An 18,552-nucleotide genomic window follows, 5' to 3' on the forward strand; every position below is an offset into this window, starting at 1 on the left:
GACGATTCCCATTGACCAGCTTTCCAGCGTCATGATCTGAAACAACGAATACAGCGATCGACCCAACGTTCCGAACCATTCGTCAAAGGCATTGCCGTACATAATCGTGGCCATGACTCCGAAAATATAGAACACGATCGAAATCATAACGATGACGGCACCCATGCCGGGCAGCGCATCCAAAAGCGCCTGAACAACGGCGCGCATTTGCGGAATGACCGACAATAAACGCATGGCACGGATGACCCGCAAACCACGCAGCACGGAAAGGCCGGAACTCGACGGTAGCAACCCGACAGAAACGACCAAAAGGTCAAAGATATTCCATGAATTGCGAAAGAAACTTAGACCATACGCATAAAGTTTGAGCAATAATTCGACCACAAAGATGGTCAAAACGATGCGGTCTAACACATCCAGCAAGCCAGCGATGTTCTGTTGCGCCCAGTCAGAAGTGCTGATGCCAAGCGTAACGGCGTTGAAAATGATGAGCGCCATGATCGTATTGTGCACACGACTTTTTTCCAAAAACGCTCGCAAACGGGCGCGCGTGGACGTATCCAGCGGTGGATCGGGCTGTTCTATTTTGATCGAAGCGTCGGTCATTTCATCTCCCTTCCGCGCAAACTGCCGCCTTATTTCAGGTGCTTAGCGACTGCTTTGTAGTCTTTGTCCAAGTTTTTAAGGACTGTAATAGCCGGGGCGGCGGACTTCAGTTGGTTTTTGAGTTTCCCGAAATCGGTTTCAAACGATCTTGCTTGCGCTCCATCAACGTTCCCCGACTTGAGGTCCTTGGCGTAGCCGGTCAAAGCGTTTTCCAATTTGTCGATATCGCTATCGAGCGTCTCTAACGGCCCCAGAACTTTCTTTTCAGAGATCGTTTTTCCAAATGCAGCCAGCGGTCCAACGTCACTGTTTTTCAGCTTTTTACCGCTAACTTGCAGATACTTGGACGCCTTTTGCAGGTCTTTACCATCCTTACCAAGGATGGTGATGGCGGCCACGATGCCTTTTTGGGCAGCAGCCTGCGCGGCTTCGACTTTGCCGCCTTTCTTGTCGACATTCTGGATCGCTTTTGCCGATGAAATGGCTTCGTCCAACGGTTGGGCAAAGATGGTCGCAGGATTCAAGTTCTTTACCTTGTCCATCACCTTTTTAAGAACAGCCAATCCAGCCTTGGCTTCACCCTTGCCAGATTCCAAATCCTCAAGAGCCGTTGAACATTTTTCATCAACGTCCGCCAAAGTGCGCGACATCGCTTTTTTCAGAACAGCCAATGTGTCTTTCGGTGGCTTGCCCTTTTTCTTGGCCTCAAACGCGCGTTGCGCCAAAAGCTGTAACTCGTAGCGAACCAGTGCTTCCATGGCTTTTGACAGCTTGGCGGCATTCCACTTTTTGGGATTCAAATCGATTTTATCGTCATAGCTGATCTTCTTGGAAAACAGTTTTTTCAGATCGTTGTCAGCCTCAATCCATTTTTTGACATCGCCCTTCATCTCATTCATCGGACTGATGCTCAAAGATGCTTTCATCGACTTCGTTCCAGCAGGGGTAACCATAAAAAAGTCCTTTCAAAAAATGCGCCTAAGCCACATGAGCTTCGGTAATCGGGCCTTCAGATATATTATTGCCAAGGGCAGGTCGTTTTAGTCGTTGGTGATGTCACTGGCGGCAAAACCGTGTCCGTGACATGTGGTCCAGTCGTCAGGATCTTTGTGAAATGCCGAGTTGGGTAAATGGTGCCTTTGTCATTACTTTGCCAATGCAATTATCTTGTTGGTGAAATCCATGGCAGTCTGCGCCTTATCAGCGATTTCACCAATGGCCTTAGAGTTAGACTTGGTTGGATCTGGTACCAATGAACCAGCCTTACGCATCGAAGCGCGTGCGGTTTCCAACTCGCTCATCGCAATATCAGGGTTGCCCAATGCTTTTCTGTAGGACTCGATCCCTGACATCGCTTCGCTGATATTCTTTTTGGCTTTGGCGAGTTGGGGATCATCGTCACCTTGGGCCTTGTCCTCAGCTGCTTTCATTATTGCCATGGCCTTAGCCAGTCTGATCTCAAGCGCTGTGTAAGAATCCTTTGCCGTCCTGACCTGCGCAAGTGCTTCATCCACGGCGGTTTCGGCTGTCTTCAGGTCTTTGGCAGCTTTGGTGACGGCCTTTTCGTAGTTCTTTGCAAAGCTCTTACACTCTTTAAAAAGGGTGATCGTTGCTGACAGACCCTTCATAACCAAAGCCGCAATGCCAAGCGCGATACCGACCGGAGGCAAGGCAATCGCTGAGGCGACAATGGCAACCACAACCACGATGAATGAAATGACTTTGAAGGCAAAAACGGCTTTTTGCTTAAGCCCTGGTTTGCCCGCAGCACCCATATCCTTGAGGGTTTTTTCGCGCACTTTGTACACGATCTTTTCCATCATCTTTTTATAGTCTTCCGAGGCCTTGTTCGCGATGACCTGACACCCATCTTTTAAGGCTTTGTTCAACACGTCGACAAAGGCTTGGACTGCGGCACCAGTTGGTCGCTTCGTTTTGGCTTTTTTGGCAAAATCGGCTTCGGCTTTATCAATTTTGGCTTCTAGGTCGTTCAGCTTTTTCTGAACGTTTTTGCCAAACGTCGCGAATTCACCTTTATAAACGGATTGCAACGCGATGCCGAATTTCGTCAGGAAGTCCTTTGCACCTTGCGTGGGCATCGCCTCCAAAGACTTGTCTTTATAGCCTGCTTCGACAGGACAATGCACTTTGGCCCTGCCGCCTTTGCTTTGGTAAACAGCTTTTTCTTCGGTGACTTTGAAGCCTACATTGCCGTTAATAATGAATTGCATGTCATTGAACCTTATTCAAAACTGTATGTAAATTCGTTGCCATCCACGTCGATGGCGACCTTGTCGATTGTCCCGCCTTCCATCATACGGCGCAGAAATTCCGCCGAGATATCGGGCAGCATAGTATTTGTCACAATCGCATCAATCATGCGCCCACCGCTTTCCAACTCCTGACAGCGATCCACGATCTGTTCGACCACCGCGTCGGAATATTCGAACGGCACACCATGTGCTGCTTCGACCCGTTTTTTGATACGGTTGAGTTGCAGTACCGTGATCTTGCCAATCATATCGGGGCTAAGCGGATAGTAAGGGATCGCAACTAGACGGCCCAGAAGTGCAGGCGGGAACACCTGCAACAGGGGTTCGCGCAAGGCTTTGGCCATCGATTCAGGGTCGGGCATCAGTTCGGGATCACCGCACATGTCCATGATCAGGTCCGTACCCGCGTTTGAGGTCAGCAAGATCAGCGTGTTCTTAAAGTCGATCACGCGGCCCTCGCCGTCTTCCATGACGCCTTTGTCAAACACTTGGAAAAAGATCTCGTGCACATCGGGGTGCGCTTTTTCGACCTCATCCAGCAGAACAACCGAATAGGGTTTGCGTCGTACGGCTTCGGTCAGCACACCGCCTTCGCCATAGCCGACATATCCCGGAGGCGCGCCTTTCAGCGACGACACGGTATGGGCCTCTTGGTATTCCGACATGTTGATGGTGATGACGTTCTGCTCACCCCCATAAAGCACCTCGGCCAGCGCCAACGCGGTTTCGGTTTTACCGACACCCGACGTGCCCGCCAGCATGAACACACCAATGGGTTTTGACGGGTTATCAAGGCCCGCGCGGCTGGTCTGAATACGTTTGGCGATCATTTTCATCGCATGATCTTGGCCGATAACGCGTTTGGCCAGATGCTCTTCGAGGTTCAGCACAACTTCGATCTCGTCTTTGACCATGCGACCAACCGGGATGCCCGTCCAGTCACCAACAACGCTTGCCACCGCTTGATGATCCACGATGGGCAAGATCAGCGGGCTGTCGCCTTGCTGTTCAATCAGGGCTGCATTCTTGGCCTTCAATTCGGCCATGATGGCATCGCGATCTTCGTCCGTCATTGCGAAATCGGCAGGCACTTCGGTCTCGGCGGCCTCGTTTGCGGCGATGGCTTCAGGCGTTTGTGTGTCGTCCACGGGTTGGCCCGCGATACGCAACTTGGCGCGCAGATCGATGATCTCGGTCACCAAAGCTTTTTCGGCGTCCCAATTGGCTTTAAGACCAACAAGGCGCTCTTCCTCGGCGGCCTTTTCAGCCTCGATTGTGGCACGGCGGTCGCCGACATCATAGCCAGCGGTTTCGTCGCGACCGATGATGTCCAACTCAGTCGTCAGGGTTTCAATCCGACGCTGACTGTCATCGACTTGCGCAGGCACTGCGTGTTGGCTGACGGCCACGCGGGCACAGGCAGTATCCAGCAAGCTGACCGATTTGTCCGGCAATTGGCGCGCAGGAATATAGCGGGCAGACAAGGTCACAGCCGCCTCGATGCCTTCGTCCAACACCTGCACATTGTGGTGCTTTTCCAACATACCCGCGATGCCGCGCATCATCAGGATCGCCTTGGGAATATCGGGCTCTTCGACATGCACAACTTGGAAACGACGGGTCAATGCCGGGTCTTTTTCGATGTATTTCTTGTACTCGGCCCATGTGGTTGCACCGATGGTGCGCAAGGTGCCGCGCGCAAGGGCAGGTTTTAGCAAGTTGGCCGCATCGCCAGTTCCAGCCGCACCCCCGGCCCCAACCAGCGTGTGGGTTTCATCGACAAACATGACGATGGGCGTGGTGCTGGCCTGAACCTCATCAATGACAGAACGCAGGCGATTTTCGAATTCGCCCTTCATCGATGCGCCAGCCTGCAACAAACCCACATCCAGAACCAACAGGCGGACATCTTGTAAAGCAGGCGGTACGTCACCGCGCGCAATGCGCAGGGCGAATCCTTCGACCACAGCGGTTTTGCCGACGCCGGCTTCGCCCGTCAGGATCGGGTTGTTTTGCCGACGGCGCATCAGCACATCGACGATCTGGCGGATTTCTTCGTCGCGACCCACAATCGGGTCGATCTCTCCGTTGCGGGCCTGTTCGGTCAGATCAGTACAGAACTGTTCCAACGCCTCGCCGCCGTCTTGGCCGGGCTTCATAGCGCCCGACGCCTCGCCGGGTTCCGCACCGCCACCCGTGACTGACCCATCCTGGGGGCGCATTGCATCCTCGGGCGAGCCGTCGGTGATCTTGTGGAAATCATCTGCTAGATCGTCAGGTTTGATACTGGCGAGCGTGGGCGAAATCGACGTCAAAATGTTCTTGAGGTTCGGCGTCTCAAGCATGCCCAAAATGATGTGGCCCGTGCGGACTTGGTTCGAAGAATATAAAAGCGAACCCCAAACCCAGGCACGTTCCATCGCGTCCTCAAGGTGGGATGATAAATCACTAACCGAACTTGCACCACGCGGCAGTGCATCAAGGGCTTTTGTGATCTCTTCGGCGATTTTGCCGGGATCAAGTTTGTAATGTTCGACAATCATGTGGATGTCACTGTTCTGATTGTTCAGAATTTGGTGCATCCAGTGGACAACTTCGACGTAAGGATTGCCGCGCATCTTACAAAAGACAGTGGCCCCTTCGATGGCTTTATAGCCAAGTGTGTTCAGCTTACCAAAAAGCGCAACGCGACTAATTTCCGTCATAACTTATGTCCCTTCCAATATCGGCGCGGTCCGGGCGTTTGGCTCCAGAAACAATTCGTCCGCGTCATCTTTTCTTGTTTTATTTCCAAGCCAGCTGGTCTGACCCAACCGAAAAGTATCTCCGAGTTTTGGTTGCGGCACTTCGTCGGCACGCAACACCAAATTCACATCAAAATCCAAAGCATCACCCACGTAGTTGCGGACGATGGAGCGCATACGCTCTAGCGATCCAGTACCGGGCAACAGGCGCTGGTATTCCTCGTAACTGAGTGGCCCGATGCGCAGCCGAAATTTGGCCGAGCGGGTCCAAACCCGATTTCCAATAGAGGCTGTGCGACCCAACTGTGTCGCCATCCCCATTTGCCAGCGGTCGTCCGGTTCCAATTCCAACCAGCAGCCGACAAATTCAATGACCTCTACTTTGGTGTCAAAGAATGATTGCAAGATCGATTGCAGCCCTTCGGCATTGCGTGGTCCCTGTGCCAAAAGACCTGCGAAGTGGCGCTTGGCCAGATCAGGCATCGCATCCTTGTCGCGCATCTTGTCGGCATGGTACCCGCCAATGGCTGCAACCTTGCGCGCAATCCCGTCATTTTTGCCGCGATCAAAACTAGGGGCTGGCTGACCCGAACGCCACGCGCGGTAAAACAAGGTGGTGAGCCGATGGGTGACCATGTCGGCAAAGGACACCAGCGTGGGGTCACGATGGTGACGAATGCGGTCGGCGGCAAATTCTGTCAAATGCAGCGGCAACGGGCCGTTGGGACCGAACAGGCCAAAAAAACGGTTGATCAGACGCCCCGGCTTTTTGCCCTTGGGCGGCGTGAACGACGCAATGGTCGAGGGCGGAAACCGCAGATCTGCCTCTTGCCCGAAACGCACCATATCTTCGCGCGGGCGACGGGCCTCGCCGATGCGGGCCTTGTCGGGATATGCCGCTTCCAACACGCGAAGGGCGTGAAAGAAATGGTGTTTTTCTGGGTCTTTAGCGAGCCGCTCTAAATGGGTTAGAGAATCCGCCCCAGACCGGTTTCCGGTCTCCATCGGGTAATTTCCCCACGCTGTTGGGTGACAAGCACCGTTTCGGTAAAACTATTGAGCGATACATATTTACGGAAAAAACGTTCGAGCACGGCACCCATGGCATAGGCGCTCGTGCCCTCAAAAAAACTTTCGTCAAAGGTAATGCTGATCTCAAGACCACGCACAGCAGTGGACAGCACTTCGTCAGCCATCCGCCGCACAATGGGGCGGGTCGACACGGCAACCAAACCCTCAAGTTGCTTTTCCAGCACCTTGTTGCCTGACGGGGCATAAATGCCAATCATCTCGCGCAGGGCTGCCGCGCTGTCAGCCGCACCTTCATCGGCGATGGACAAATAATTCAGCGACAGATGCGAAATCAGACGCCACGCAGTGTCCCCCTGCCCCAGCGATGGGCGCGGGCGCGTTGGGTTCACGGGCGTGGTGATGTGGGCAACGGGGCCGCCGCCCGGCAGGCGGAACACATCCTTGGTGCCTGTGGGCAACAACAAGGGCAGATCGCGGTTTGTTACCATGGCTTGCACGGCCAGCTGATCCAACTGCGCGCCATAGGGCGCCTCTGCGCCGTCCACCAACATCACATAGGTTTCAGACCCCAAATAAGAGGTCCGAACACCCTTAAGCCGTTCCTTTTCAGCGCGTTGACGCATCTTGCGAGACTGAGTGTAATAGGTGCTGTGGGTTTCGCCCGCTGCCGTCAAATCGGTAGCAGAATAAAAGGGGCGAAACTGCACGTCCCCTTCGCCAGCACCCGAAATACCGGTGATCTCATCTAGCGCGTAAATTTCATAATCAAGTGGCGCCGTACGATCCGCGACCACGTGATGTTCCGTCACCGACGGGCTAATGTGCACCCGGTCGCAGCGTTTGTGAAACAGGTTCACGGCTGGGGTGGCGTTCAACGTAAAGGCCTCGGGTGTGACGCCCGCTGCGATCTCGGGATCGCCATTGCGCAATAGGATATAGATATCGACATCCGCGCCTTTGGCACGCTGCAACGCCATTGCAATGCCTTTAAGATCGACGAAATGATACCGTTCGGGCATCGCAAAATATTCTTGCAACAAGCGATAGCCGTCAAAACTGCGCTGAGGTGTGGGCAGCAACGCCTCATCTTGGTCATAACCGCGGGGCGTTACGGTGCCGTTTGGCAGCTCGTCCACCCAATCCGCGCGCCGGTCTGTCGAGCGGCCCAAAACGCCGGTGACTTGCGTGCTAAGTAATTCGTGCAATTCCCAGTTCTTGCCTTCGGAGCCATTTAGAAACAGAGTCAGACTGTCTAGGTTCAGCTCGGAAATCGGTTGATCGCCAAAGCGGGCGATGCGCAGGCGGATGCCGGCGCGGGCCTCTGTCCCACGGGCCACGCCCGCCGCAACCAATTCCCCACGTCCTTCGATGTATTCGGCCTCGGTGACTTTGATTGGCCACATGGTCACATCCGAAGACGTGCGGAAAACACAAGGCGTGGTGTCGTCATCCCCTAAAACGGATCGCAGTTCGGACCCGCGTTCAATCACATAGCCGTCCTCAAGAGCAGCGTTCTGCATGTCGGGTTCAAAGGCGGCAATCATCATCGAAGGCTGCGGACACAGATAATGCGGATAGATAATTTCAAGCAGGTTCGACGTCAGCATCGGGTACTGCAGCTCTAGTTCTAGCTGCACACGGGCCGACAAAAACGCGACCCCCTCAAGCAAACGTTCGACATAGGGGTCGACGACCTCAACACCATCCATACCCAAACGAGACGCGATCTTGGGGTAGGATTGCGCGAACTCAGCACCCATATCGCGCATGAAAGCCAGTTCGCCTTCATAGTGTTTAAGCAATCGCGTATCCATATGTGCCTCAGGCGACCCTTTCCAATTGAAGTTCTCCAGTCGTGACATCGATCGAGCTGCGCAGATACAATTCGATCGGCAGCGGCTGCGCCCACATGTCGGCCCGGATATCAAAAGACACCACTGCGGTGCGGTTTTTCTGCCCGGCTTGCAGTTTTACGTTCAGCGATCCTGGATGAATACGCGGTTCAAACACCTGCACGGCAGAGACGATAGATTTCCGAATTAGCTCGACGCGCTCGGTCGTTGAATAATCCCCGGCGACATCCGAAATCCCGTAGTTCACCACCGATTTAAAGGCGTTGGGATACACATCCTCGTCGATAAAAGATGCGTTGTTCGAGGTGTTCAGCAACCATGCCAAATCACGTTGCAGAATTTCGCGTAGTTGGCGCAGATCAATCACGCGGCTGTCGCGACTTTCCTTGACTTCAAAAGGGTCGTCATCGGTCAGTCGATCTAGCAGCGAAGGCTGCAAACGTTCGGCGATCATGCGGTCGGACATGACTCAACCCTCGTCCCCGGCGACAGGCGCTGGTTCGGGCACCTCAACATCCATTTCAAGCAGGCGCACATCCATCATAGGGGTGTCACCCAGATCGGTGGTCAATAGGCGCTGCCCAACACCGGCAAATGTTTCGGAACCAAGGTCAACCCATTCAGTCGAACGGGCAAGGCGATCGCTATCGCTGCCGTTTTCCACGGTTCCAGCATAACGGGTTGGGATCAAAGCCACGATGTCACCACCATTGGCCAGCTTAATTTCTGCCGCGGTCCAAACAGCGTCGCGCAAATCACCCGGATCTTCGAATTTGGCTTTGGCGATAGATGTGAACGGCATCCAAAAATAACGCCCATTTATGATGACTTCGAGCAGCGGACCAAGACGCATGTCGGCATCCGCGATCCATTCAAAAGGTTCACCATCGATCTTGCCGGACAGGCTCGGGGCCAAGTCAAAGGCGCGTGCGCGAGTTTCGGCTGCTTGTTCTGCATTGCCAGCGGCATTCGATTTCAAGGCTTCGACCATAAGGGCGATCCATTCGGCGGGTTCACCGAAGATCAGCGGGTCTTTTTCGCCGGTGAACACTTTTTCACGATAGACTTCGCAAATGATGCCCTCGCGATAGGTTTGGGCCATCGGTGTGGCTGTTGCGTCCATCTCGGCAGACAGTTTCAGCTGGGCAATGGCGCGTTTCCAATCGCCGCGGACAGACAGCAGTTGAAACAGAAAAATGCGCAGTGCCGGGTTGGCAGCATCGGCGCGAATGTCAGCTTGCAACGCAGCCAACGCACCATCCAGATCACCAGATTTCAAAAGATCTTCGGCGCTCACGCTGTATCCCCCAATAAAAATGCAAGTTTAGAGAGACAGGCCCGGCGTGGGGCCTGTCTGATTGGATTAAAGTCGCGAAATGCCGACTTAGACTTCCAAAGCAGCTTTGTTCTTGATGCGGCTCCACATGGCATCGCTGTGCTTTTTCATGGCACCTTTGATGTCTTGCGTGCTGTATTCGACTTTCATCGCGCCGTACTGCATGACCAGCGTTTCTTCGCAGATGTCATCGCCGTCTGAACCAGACCAGCTGATGTCCTGGATCATGACCAATTTGAAGTCAAACTTCAGGAATGTCGTACCGGATACACCGGGCGCACCACCCGAACGACGTAGTTCGATGTGCACATCCTGAATGTGGCCACCTTCGACCAAACGCGTGAACAGGCCACAAGATGCAGTGTCAGTCTTTTTGGTAACGGTCAGTTCTTTGAACGTCGCTTTACCTGCGCCACCGCCGCCCGAAATTGAGCCGATGTTGATGTTGTTTTCTGCGCCGATTTCAAAGCTCAGGATTTCAAAGGCTTCTTTCTTGCCTTTGCCGAACGTTTCGTCCTGCGTCTCGCCTTTGAGTTTATCTTCACCGGGCATATACATAAATGCGTCAAATGACATTTTGGTTCTTCCTCTTTGTTAATAGTTCTACAAGTTTACTGAGCTGGAAAGCGTAGTTTTTGGGATTATCCCTTTTCGCTTGGCAGCTTGGATACCAGCCGAAGGGACACTGACAGGCCCTCTAGCTGGTAATGCGGTCGAAGAAAAAACTTCGACGAGTAATAACCCGGATTGCCTTCGACTTCTTCCACCACAACTTCGGCCGCAGCGAGCGGTTGTTGGGCTTTTACAGACTCAGGCGAAGTGTCCGCGTTAAAATCTACGTATTGGTTGATCCATTGTTGCAACCAATCCTGCATGTCGTCACGGCTTTTGTAGCTACCGACTTTGTCGCGCACGATGCACTTCAAATAGTGGGCAAAGCGACACGTGGCGAACAAGTACGGCAAGCGGGCCGCAAGGTTGGCGTTGGCCGTTGCATCCGGATCATCGTATTCGGCAGGCTTGTGCAGGGATTGTGCCCCAACAAATGCGGCAAGGTCCGAATTTTTGCGGTGGATCAATGGCATCATGCCGTTGGATGCGAGTTCCGCCTCGCGGCGATCAGAAATCGCAATTTCGGTCGGGCATTTCTGATCCACGCCGCCATCATCAGATGGGAACGTGTGCGTGGGCAAACCTTCAACGGCGCCGCCGCTTTCGATGCCACGGATACGCGAACACCAGCCAAATTCTTTGAAGGAACGGTTGATGTTGACGGCCATGCCGTAGGCGGCATTGACCCAGCCATATTTGCTGTGGTCGGTCCCGTCGGTGTCTTCTTCAAAGGCAAACTGTTCGACCGGGTCGGTCTTGGACCCGTAAGGCAAACGACCTAAGAAGCGGGGCATCGCCAGACCGACATATTTGGAATCTTCGCTTTCACGAAGAGATCTCCATGCGGCGTATTCCGGAGTCTGAAAAATCTTGCTCAGATCGCGGGGGTTGGCAAGTTCCGACCAGCTGTCCATCTGGAACAGCGATGGGTTGGCGCCAGTGATCAATGGGGCGTGTGCCGCGGCCGCAATCTTGGCCATTTCGCCCAACAGCTCAACGTCCTGTGGCGAATGGTCAAAGTGGTAGTCAGCAACCAGCGATCCAAAGGGTTCACCACCGAACTGACCAAACTCTTCTTCATAGATGCGTTTGAAGATCGGCGACTGGTCCCAAGCCGTGCCTTTGTACTTGCGCAGGGTCTTGTGCATATCCTTTTTGGAAATGTTCATGACCCGGACTTTAAGCATCTCGTCGGTGTCGGTGTTGTTGATCAGATAGTGCAGACCACGCCACGCGCTTTCCAATTGCTGGAAATCGGGGTGGTGCAGGATTTGGTTAACCTGTTCAGTCAGCTTTTGGTCAATCTGAGCGACGATGCTTTCGATGGTGCGCAACGCGTCATCTGACACCAAAGCCGTATTTGCCAAAGCTTGTTCGGCCAACGTTTTTACCGCTTGCTCAACAGCCGTCTTGGCTTGATCAGATTTGGGGCGGAATTCTTTCTTTAGCAGGTTTTCGAAATCGGACGATCCAAAGGCCGTCGCTTCTGCACCACCGGCTGCTTCTGTTTCAAGTTCGGCCATGATTTACTCCTCGCCATCAGCTTTTGGGGCGGGTTGCGCCGCAAGGGTTTTCAACAGCGCAGGATCTTGCGTGATCTTGGCGATCAAATCCTCGGCGCCGGATTTACCATCCATATAGGTCATCAGGTTGCTCAGTTGTGTGCGCGCATCTAGCAATTCCTTGAGAGGCTCGACTTTGGCCGCAATCGCAGCGGGGCTGAAATCGTCCATGGATTCAAACGTCATATCGACGGCCATGTTGCCTTCGCCCGTCAACGTGTTGGGCACGGTAAAGGCAGCCCGCGGGGCCATCGACTTCATCCGGTCATCAAAGTTGTCGACATCAATCTCAAGAAACTTGCGGTCCGCAATCGCAGGCTGAGGCGCTTCGGATTTGCCGGCAAGATCGGACACAACGCCCATCACAAAGGGCAATTGCACCTTCTTTTCTGCGCCGTACAGTTCCACATCATATTCGATCTGAACCCGGGGCGCCCGATTGCCCGCAATGAATTTTTGTGAGCTAGCCATGTCCTGTCTCTCCTTCGTAAAACGTCTGTTTTTTGTTGCCCCGTTATACCCGGGCGCAGTGATTAATCGTTATTATTTCAATCGTCGTCGTCTTCGATGCCACCAAGCAAGTTTACGTGGTCCACCCCATCCGGCGCCATATCGCGCACGATGGTCAAAAAATCCGCGCCGACAAGCTTTTTCGCACGCAACAGCAAAAGTGGCAGTGGACTGGAAGGTTCTTCGCGCCCGTAATAGGCGATAATGCGATCCAGTGCGTTCTCGACATCCGTCGGCGAATTGATGGCTCCGCCACCGCTGGCCCCGGCGACTGGTGTCGGTCCACCGGTTGTGACTTCGTCGGTTTCTGCGTCAGCTTCCGTTTCGATCGGATCGCCAAGGGCGTTGGATATCTTGGTCTTGGCCTGGCCAAGAAATTTTAGCAGCGGGTCAAGGTCCGGACCCTGCCCCGGGGTTTCATCATCAAACTTGGCGGCGATGGCTGTGACGTCGTCAAAGGCCTGAGAAACGGCTTCTGATATCTCGCGCAGGGCGTCTTCTTCGGTATCTTGAAACGCGGCAGCAACCTGACCCGCGTCCGGCACCGAATCCATATCTGACGGAGGCGTCATTTCACCTTCGGCCACTGCTATGTGGCGCAAGGACAACGCACCAAACATACGACTTTCGGTCAGAGGCGCACGGCGCACACCGCGCAAGATACGCGCATCATCAACAAATGTGCGAATAGCATTGACGCGCATCGTTGGATCGTTGTCATCGTCTTCATCAAGCTGCGGGTGGCAGCTGTCCCAATACTCATCAACGCAGCGCGCCACATAAGACGTGGCCTGAGCAAACCCCGGAAATCCCTTGAGGCGTAAATTCGCTTCGGCCAGAAAAATAGCAGCGCGCAGATCGTGACTGCGTTCAAGAATCTCAAGGGCCTTTGCTGCGACCTCTTTATAATCGGGATCTTCCGGCGGAAGGATTTCGTCGCCGGCTTGACGCTCTTCGCCATGGGTCGCCGCGATCTCAAGCTCGGTGAAGACTGGATCATACTCCAGATCATCGCCGCTTGGTGCGTCGTCTCCAAGACTTTGAAGAAGGGCGTCTAAGTCCATAATTTCCCCGTCATTAAAAAATTAGTAAGGCAACGTGCCCACTTGAACCGTGTAAACAATAAGAAGCTTACCACACAATTTTCTTTTGGCTAGCGAAACTGGCGCATTCCGTATGGGGGTATTACTTACCTTTCAAAGGGGCCCTTTCGCACCTAGACGCAGATTACGCAGGATAAACACAATCGGAAACTTCCTTTCGATTGCGCGTGCAAAAGCGGTTGCAGATCATTGACCTGTGCGGCTGCGCATCGCACAGTCTGACTTGTGATTATGCAATATTCCTTATGACGGCCACTATGGACGACCTTAATTCTGAACAGACATTGCCTCCGGCGCGCGCTATCCGTTTTGATCGGGTAAACGAACTCTATGCAGCCATGCCAGAGATAACGAAATTTATGCACGTAAGGCCCGAAGTCGAAGAAGGCTATCGTGGGTTTCTTGAAAGACTGCGCGCTTCGGACACGCCCGAAGACGCGGTGACTTTCACGGCGTTTGCGTTGCAAACAAGGGCGACAGTCCGTTGGGGGCTTGATTGCGTGCAAGCGTTGGCGCCTGACATGACACCCGAAGATAGTCACCTTATGAAGACAGTCGAGGATTGGTTGACCAATGGCAGCCAAGAAAACCGATGGGCTACATTGCAGACCGCTCTGTTTGCGCCGCACCGATCGGCGGTTGTCTATTTGGGGTTGGGTGTCGGCTGGTCCGGAGGGCCGCTTGCACCGAATGATCTTGTGACTGTGCCAAGCTGGCGCGCACCGCGCGCTGTAAGCACTGCGATTATGCGGGCCGTTGGACAAACCCGAACTGAAAACCGGACCGCCAGCCTTGATTTTGTGCTGGACCGCGCCGCAGGGTTACTGCGCATCAATTGATACTGTTTAGGCCCCGATAAGGCCCAAGGGACATGAAAACCAATGGACAGGCTGACACTTCGAATCGAAAATCGATCCGACGCGGCGGGTGACATGCCCGAGGATATCTCCGTTCATGCCAAAGGAATAAGCATTGGGCGCAAGGCCAATAACGACTGGTCCCTGCCCGACAACACCCGCTTTATCTCTGGTCACCACGTTTCAGTCACGGTCGAAAATGACACCTATTTGCTAGAGGACGTGTCAACAAACGGCACCTTTGTGAATGGCGCGTCCCAGCGGATTAGCGGCAAACACAAACTGTCGGATGGGGACACGATCCGCATTGGCAGCTACATCGTGGGTGTGGTGTTAGAAGAAGTCGAAGATCCCATTCTTCCCCAAATCACCGGCGCGCAAGGCGTGCAAGCTCCGCCCTCGGCCGGGGTTATGAACCCAGCCACCACGGGCGTACAACGCGTTGACACAAGTAACGCATCAGCAAGCGGCGCTCAGACGCCTGACTTTTCCCAATTCCAGACCGGCAACAAAGGCGCCACAGGCGTTCAACGCCCGGGAGCATTATCTATGCCGCCCGGGGCAGCACTTGAACCGGTCGAAAGTATGATCCCAGATGATTTCGACGACTTTCTAGATTTGGTGCCAGTTGGTTCGAATGAAAATATGTCGGATGACGTCATTCAGGAACCGATCCCCGATCCAACGCCCGAACAGGTTGCGATACCTGATTTGCCTGCGACACCCGAACCTATTCCCACACCAAAGGCGAGCGCGGCGCCGCCGGATGAAACGCCGGTTGAACAGGTCATATCGTTCGCCGACCCGGCGCCCAATTCCACGAATGACGCGTTGCCCGACCCAACGCCTGCGCAGGCCGTCGTTCCAGAACCTGTTCCTGAACGGGTTGCTGGACCGTTCTCTGAAACGCCTATAGAAGCAGCGCCCGTCCCGGAGACACCTACACTTGCCCGCAACCCTGACGGGCCGTTCTCGATGTCCGACCCGGTGGTCCCTCAGGTTGTGCCCACCCCGGCCTCTGCCCCGGCGGTCAAGGCCACGCCAGTGGTTGAAAAGACTGATGTTACGCCACGCGGCCTTGGCGAACGCTTTGCTGAAACAGCAGCCCCACGCCAGAATGCTGATCCGATTGCGCGCGAACCGCTAGAAACGCCTCCGGCACCTGAGCCCGCGCCGCCTGCCACAAATGCCTTGCTTGAAGGCTTTCTTGAAGGCGCTGGGATCGATGACCCCGGTGAACTGGAAATTCCTTTGCGTGAATTGGGCGTCATGCTTGGACAATGCGCGCGCCTTGGCACTCAGGAAATGATGCACATGTTGCAAGACCGGTCGGCCGTAAAGTTGTTCGTTGCGCAGGAGGATCGGACAATGCGGATTGCAAGCGGCAACAACCCGATGAAGTTTATGATGGATCCCAATGACGCGTTCAAAGCCCTATTCGTGCAACCCCGCGATGGTTATCAAACGGGGCCGGACGGCTTTGACAACGCGTTGAATGACATACGTCAACATCAACAAGCGATGATGGCTGCAATTCAACCTGCCCTTGCCGACATGCTCGAAGGGTTGGCCCCGACCGAGATCTCACAGGACGTGGGCGGTGGTGGTGGTGTGCTTGGGGGCGGGGCTCGCAAAAGCTGGGAAGAATATAACAAACGTTGGGACAGTCGCGCCGCACAGGGTGAAAATGGAATGTTGGACGCGTTTATCGATGCGTTCTCGCGACGCTACAATCAGGCGCTCGATACACTTTAGGCCCTGCCCGCGTTTACACTACCTATGCTTGGCTAGATTTGTCGCCGCTAGGTGTTTGATCCCAGGGTTTGGTGATGCGATCTATTCTTTGGAATGGAAGGAAGCATTGTGGGACAGATGCGTCGCGGCTGCGCACGCCATCAAAGCAACAATACAGTGATCGCAAGCGTTCCTTAGGATGCTTTGCAGGCATTGTCGCGCGATGTTCAGTGTGATGGTAAACCTATTAAGATGCCACTAACGGGAAATGCTATGTCTGCGATCGCATGACAATTTTAATGAAATAGATGTGCGAAAACCCCGTTGATGCATCGCAACATGTAAAAAGGGGCACCACTGTGAGCGCCCCTTCCGTTACTTTACAATTGATGTGTCGATCAGAACTGTAAGCGGAACTGACCTGTGATCCCGTAGCTCTCGACATCATCGCTAAAGCGGGCATCGACACGCACAGAAGCATTCAACTGACGTGCATTACCTGCGTCGCCGGGCGACAAAAGCTTAAGGTAGTTCACCCCAAGGCTCACTTCGCCGTAGGCCCCAAGGTTTTCCAATGACAGCGAACGTGCGACGCCGCCTGTGGGTGTGAACACAGCATTCCGGTCGTCCGCAAAGTCATTGTAAACCGTCGCGGTACCGAAATAGCTGATCAGGCTTTCTTCATCGGGCAAGATTTTGCTTTTCGCCACCGACGCGCTCAAGAATCCGACGCGGCTGAAACCGTTGCTAAAGGTCAAATTGCCGTCTGTCCCAAGCGTCACATCGTCGGTCTCGTTACGCGAATAAGAAAAACCAGCCGATGACACGAACGTCAGGCCAGAATCTTCGGACGCGAGCGGCCAAGAATAACCAACTGCACCCGACAACGTCTGACCTGTGTTGTCATATTCAACATCACTAAAGGACGACAGGCCCGAAGTCCCAGTTTGGCTGTTGCTGGTTTCAAATTCTGTGGATTCATAGCGGTATTGCAGATCAGCAAAGAAACGCCCGCGCGCCGCAGTGGCATAGACCCCAGCGTAACGCTGGAAGATATCTGTATCGATGACGTTTTCGAGGGCGCCAGTGATACCAAACGTATTGCTGGTGCTGTTGGCGTTGTTAAAGCCCGCGATCCCGCCAAAGGCCAAATCCCAACCGTCATAGTGGCCGCCAAAGCAGGCAAAGTCGCCGCCGACCTGCAAGCCTGAATAGTTCAAGCTAACAGGAGACGTCCCGCTTAGGTTTGACGCATTATCAGTAAAGTTACCGTTCGCGTTTGCCGTCCCGCCGGTGATGCGCGACCAAACGCCTGCGCCACATGGATCTTCCTCAGCACCCGCTGCCAGATCAGCCACAAACGGGCTGGTGGGGCGGTTGACGATGGTGTTGACCAAGGTCTGGGTCAACCCAACGGTAGCAGCAACACCACTGACAGCCGAACTGGTCCGGCTACGCAGCAACAGCGTCGATCCACTGTCTTCAACGAAGTATTCCAATGCACCTTGGTTTGGCAGGTTGTTAAAGGCGCTAAAGGACAGCGTGTTGGTGCCAGTATAAGAGAACAGCAAAGCGTTATCAAAATCACCGGCGCCAGAAACAGCATCCAGTGTCAGGGCCACGTTTCCGCTTAGATCGCCGCCGACTGTCGTGTTCCCGATGACTGTCGCACCACCACTCAGTGCTGCATCGAAAGTAAAGTTGCCATTCAACGAGGCGTCTCCGGTGACGTTCAGGTTTGAACCTGCCCCTTCGATATTCACTTCGCTCGCAGCGGTGGTGGTCAGGTCGCCATCAATCGTGGCCGCATTGTCTGTGACGTTCAACGTGTTCGCGTTACTCACATTGCCAGTGATCTGCCCAGCAAGATTTGTGGTCCCGAGGTTGCTCAAATTCGACGCGAAAACAGCGCCGTCGTCCACGGTAACAATGCCGCCGACGTTGTTTGTCGTGCTGTTGGCGGTTGTCGTCCCGGAATTGATATCTAGGGCCGCAAAGTTGGTGATCGTGGTGTCGACAGTTGCTGCGCCATCAAAATCAACGTCTCCGCCAACATTGTTTAAAAGGCTGGCCAGCGAACCGCCATCAACGTTCAGATCGCCCGCGTTGGTGACAGCGCCATCAACGTCGCCGGTTGCAGTGATGTCCGTGACACCACCGCTTTGGTTATCAAGTGTACCGGTCAGCGTCCCGTCGACGTTAAGATCGCCACCCGACTGGTTCACCGTGTTCGACGCCAGCGCCGCTCCCGCATCGATGGTCAACGCACCGCCACTTTCGTTGGTGGTGCCACCCGATGCCGTCAGCGTCCCGGTGTTCACATCCAGCGC

The 18,552-nt window shown here is 54.2% G+C and carries 15 protein-coding genes; 2 read left to right on the top strand and 13 right to left on the bottom strand.

Annotation, left to right across the window (positions count from 1 at the left end; all coding sequences use genetic code 11):
* The 12 genes from ABJF76_RS05005 to tssA all read right to left on the bottom strand — a co-directional run.
* Nucleotides 1–606, bottom strand: a 606-nt coding sequence (locus ABJF76_RS05005; RefSeq protein WP_413822530.1) for an ion transporter, incomplete at its 3' end; no start/stop codon positions are given.
* 29 nt (nucleotides 607–635) lie between these two features.
* Nucleotides 636–1,559, bottom strand: coding sequence for a hypothetical protein (locus ABJF76_RS05010; RefSeq protein WP_413819993.1), 924 nt, complete (start codon nucleotides 1,557–1,559; stop codon nucleotides 636–638).
* Between the two features lie 192 nt (nucleotides 1,560–1,751).
* A complete protein-coding gene (locus ABJF76_RS05015) occupies nucleotides 1,752–2,837 on the bottom strand; it encodes a hypothetical protein (protein ID WP_413819992.1) in 1,086 nt (361 codons plus the stop codon).
* Between the two features lie 11 nt (nucleotides 2,838–2,848).
* Nucleotides 2,849–5,584 (bottom strand): type VI secretion system ATPase TssH, encoded by a 2,736-nt coding sequence (gene tssH / locus ABJF76_RS05020; protein ID WP_413819991.1) that lies wholly within the window; start codon nucleotides 5,582–5,584, stop codon nucleotides 2,849–2,851.
* Between the two features lie 3 nt (nucleotides 5,585–5,587).
* Nucleotides 5,588–6,628, bottom strand: coding sequence for a type VI secretion system baseplate subunit TssG (gene tssG, locus ABJF76_RS05025; protein ID WP_413819990.1), 1,041 nt, complete (start codon nucleotides 6,626–6,628; stop codon nucleotides 5,588–5,590).
* Nucleotides 6,592–8,469 (bottom strand): type VI secretion system baseplate subunit TssF, encoded by a 1,878-nt coding sequence (tssF, locus tag ABJF76_RS05030; RefSeq protein WP_413819989.1) that lies wholly within the window; start codon nucleotides 8,467–8,469, stop codon nucleotides 6,592–6,594. The genes tssG and tssF overlap by 37 nt, the downstream gene beginning before the upstream one ends.
* A 7-nt stretch (nucleotides 8,470–8,476) precedes the next feature.
* Entirely contained in the window at nucleotides 8,477–8,974 is a 498-nt protein-coding gene (gene tssE / locus ABJF76_RS05035) for a type VI secretion system baseplate subunit TssE (protein ID WP_413819988.1), read from the bottom strand.
* A gap of 3 nt (nucleotides 8,975–8,977) precedes the next feature.
* Entirely contained in the window at nucleotides 8,978–9,805 is an 828-nt protein-coding gene (locus tag ABJF76_RS05040) for a type VI secretion system accessory protein TagJ (RefSeq protein WP_413819987.1), read from the bottom strand.
* 87 nt (nucleotides 9,806–9,892) lie between these two features.
* Complete coding sequence (locus ABJF76_RS05045; RefSeq protein WP_413819986.1) at nucleotides 9,893–10,420, bottom strand: type VI secretion system tube protein Hcp; 528 nt, start codon at nucleotides 10,418–10,420, stop codon at nucleotides 9,893–9,895.
* Between the two features lie 65 nt (nucleotides 10,421–10,485).
* Nucleotides 10,486–11,979, bottom strand: a complete 1,494-nt coding sequence (gene tssC / locus ABJF76_RS05050; RefSeq protein ID WP_413819985.1) for a type VI secretion system contractile sheath large subunit — start codon at nucleotides 11,977–11,979, stop codon at nucleotides 10,486–10,488.
* 3 nt (nucleotides 11,980–11,982) lie between these two features.
* Nucleotides 11,983–12,489: a type VI secretion system contractile sheath small subunit gene (gene tssB / locus ABJF76_RS05055; RefSeq protein WP_413819984.1), complete on the bottom strand. Its 507-nt coding sequence runs from the start codon at nucleotides 12,487–12,489 to the stop codon at nucleotides 11,983–11,985.
* A gap of 77 nt (nucleotides 12,490–12,566) precedes the next feature.
* Nucleotides 12,567–13,592: a type VI secretion system protein TssA gene (gene tssA / locus ABJF76_RS05060; protein ID WP_413819983.1), complete on the bottom strand. Its 1,026-nt coding sequence runs from the start codon at nucleotides 13,590–13,592 to the stop codon at nucleotides 12,567–12,569.
* Between the two features lie 296 nt (nucleotides 13,593–13,888).
* Between tssA and ABJF76_RS05065 the strand changes: the two genes are divergently transcribed.
* Nucleotides 13,889–14,470, top strand: a complete 582-nt coding sequence (locus tag ABJF76_RS05065; RefSeq protein WP_413819982.1) for a DUF6931 family protein — start codon at nucleotides 13,889–13,891, stop codon at nucleotides 14,468–14,470.
* A 42-nt stretch (nucleotides 14,471–14,512) separates the two neighbouring features.
* Nucleotides 14,513–16,243, top strand: a complete 1,731-nt coding sequence (locus tag ABJF76_RS05070; RefSeq protein WP_413819981.1) for a type VI secretion system-associated FHA domain protein — start codon at nucleotides 14,513–14,515, stop codon at nucleotides 16,241–16,243.
* Nucleotides 16,244–16,620: 377 nt separating this feature from the next.
* Here the strand turns inward: ABJF76_RS05070 and ABJF76_RS05075 are convergent.
* Nucleotides 16,621–18,552, bottom strand: a 1,932-nt coding sequence (locus ABJF76_RS05075) for a beta strand repeat-containing protein (protein WP_413822531.1), incomplete at its 5' end; no start/stop codon positions are given.

The sequence above is a fragment of the Tateyamaria sp. genome, assembly GCF_039940735.1.
Lineage (GTDB): Bacteria > Pseudomonadota > Alphaproteobacteria > Rhodobacterales > Rhodobacteraceae > Tateyamaria.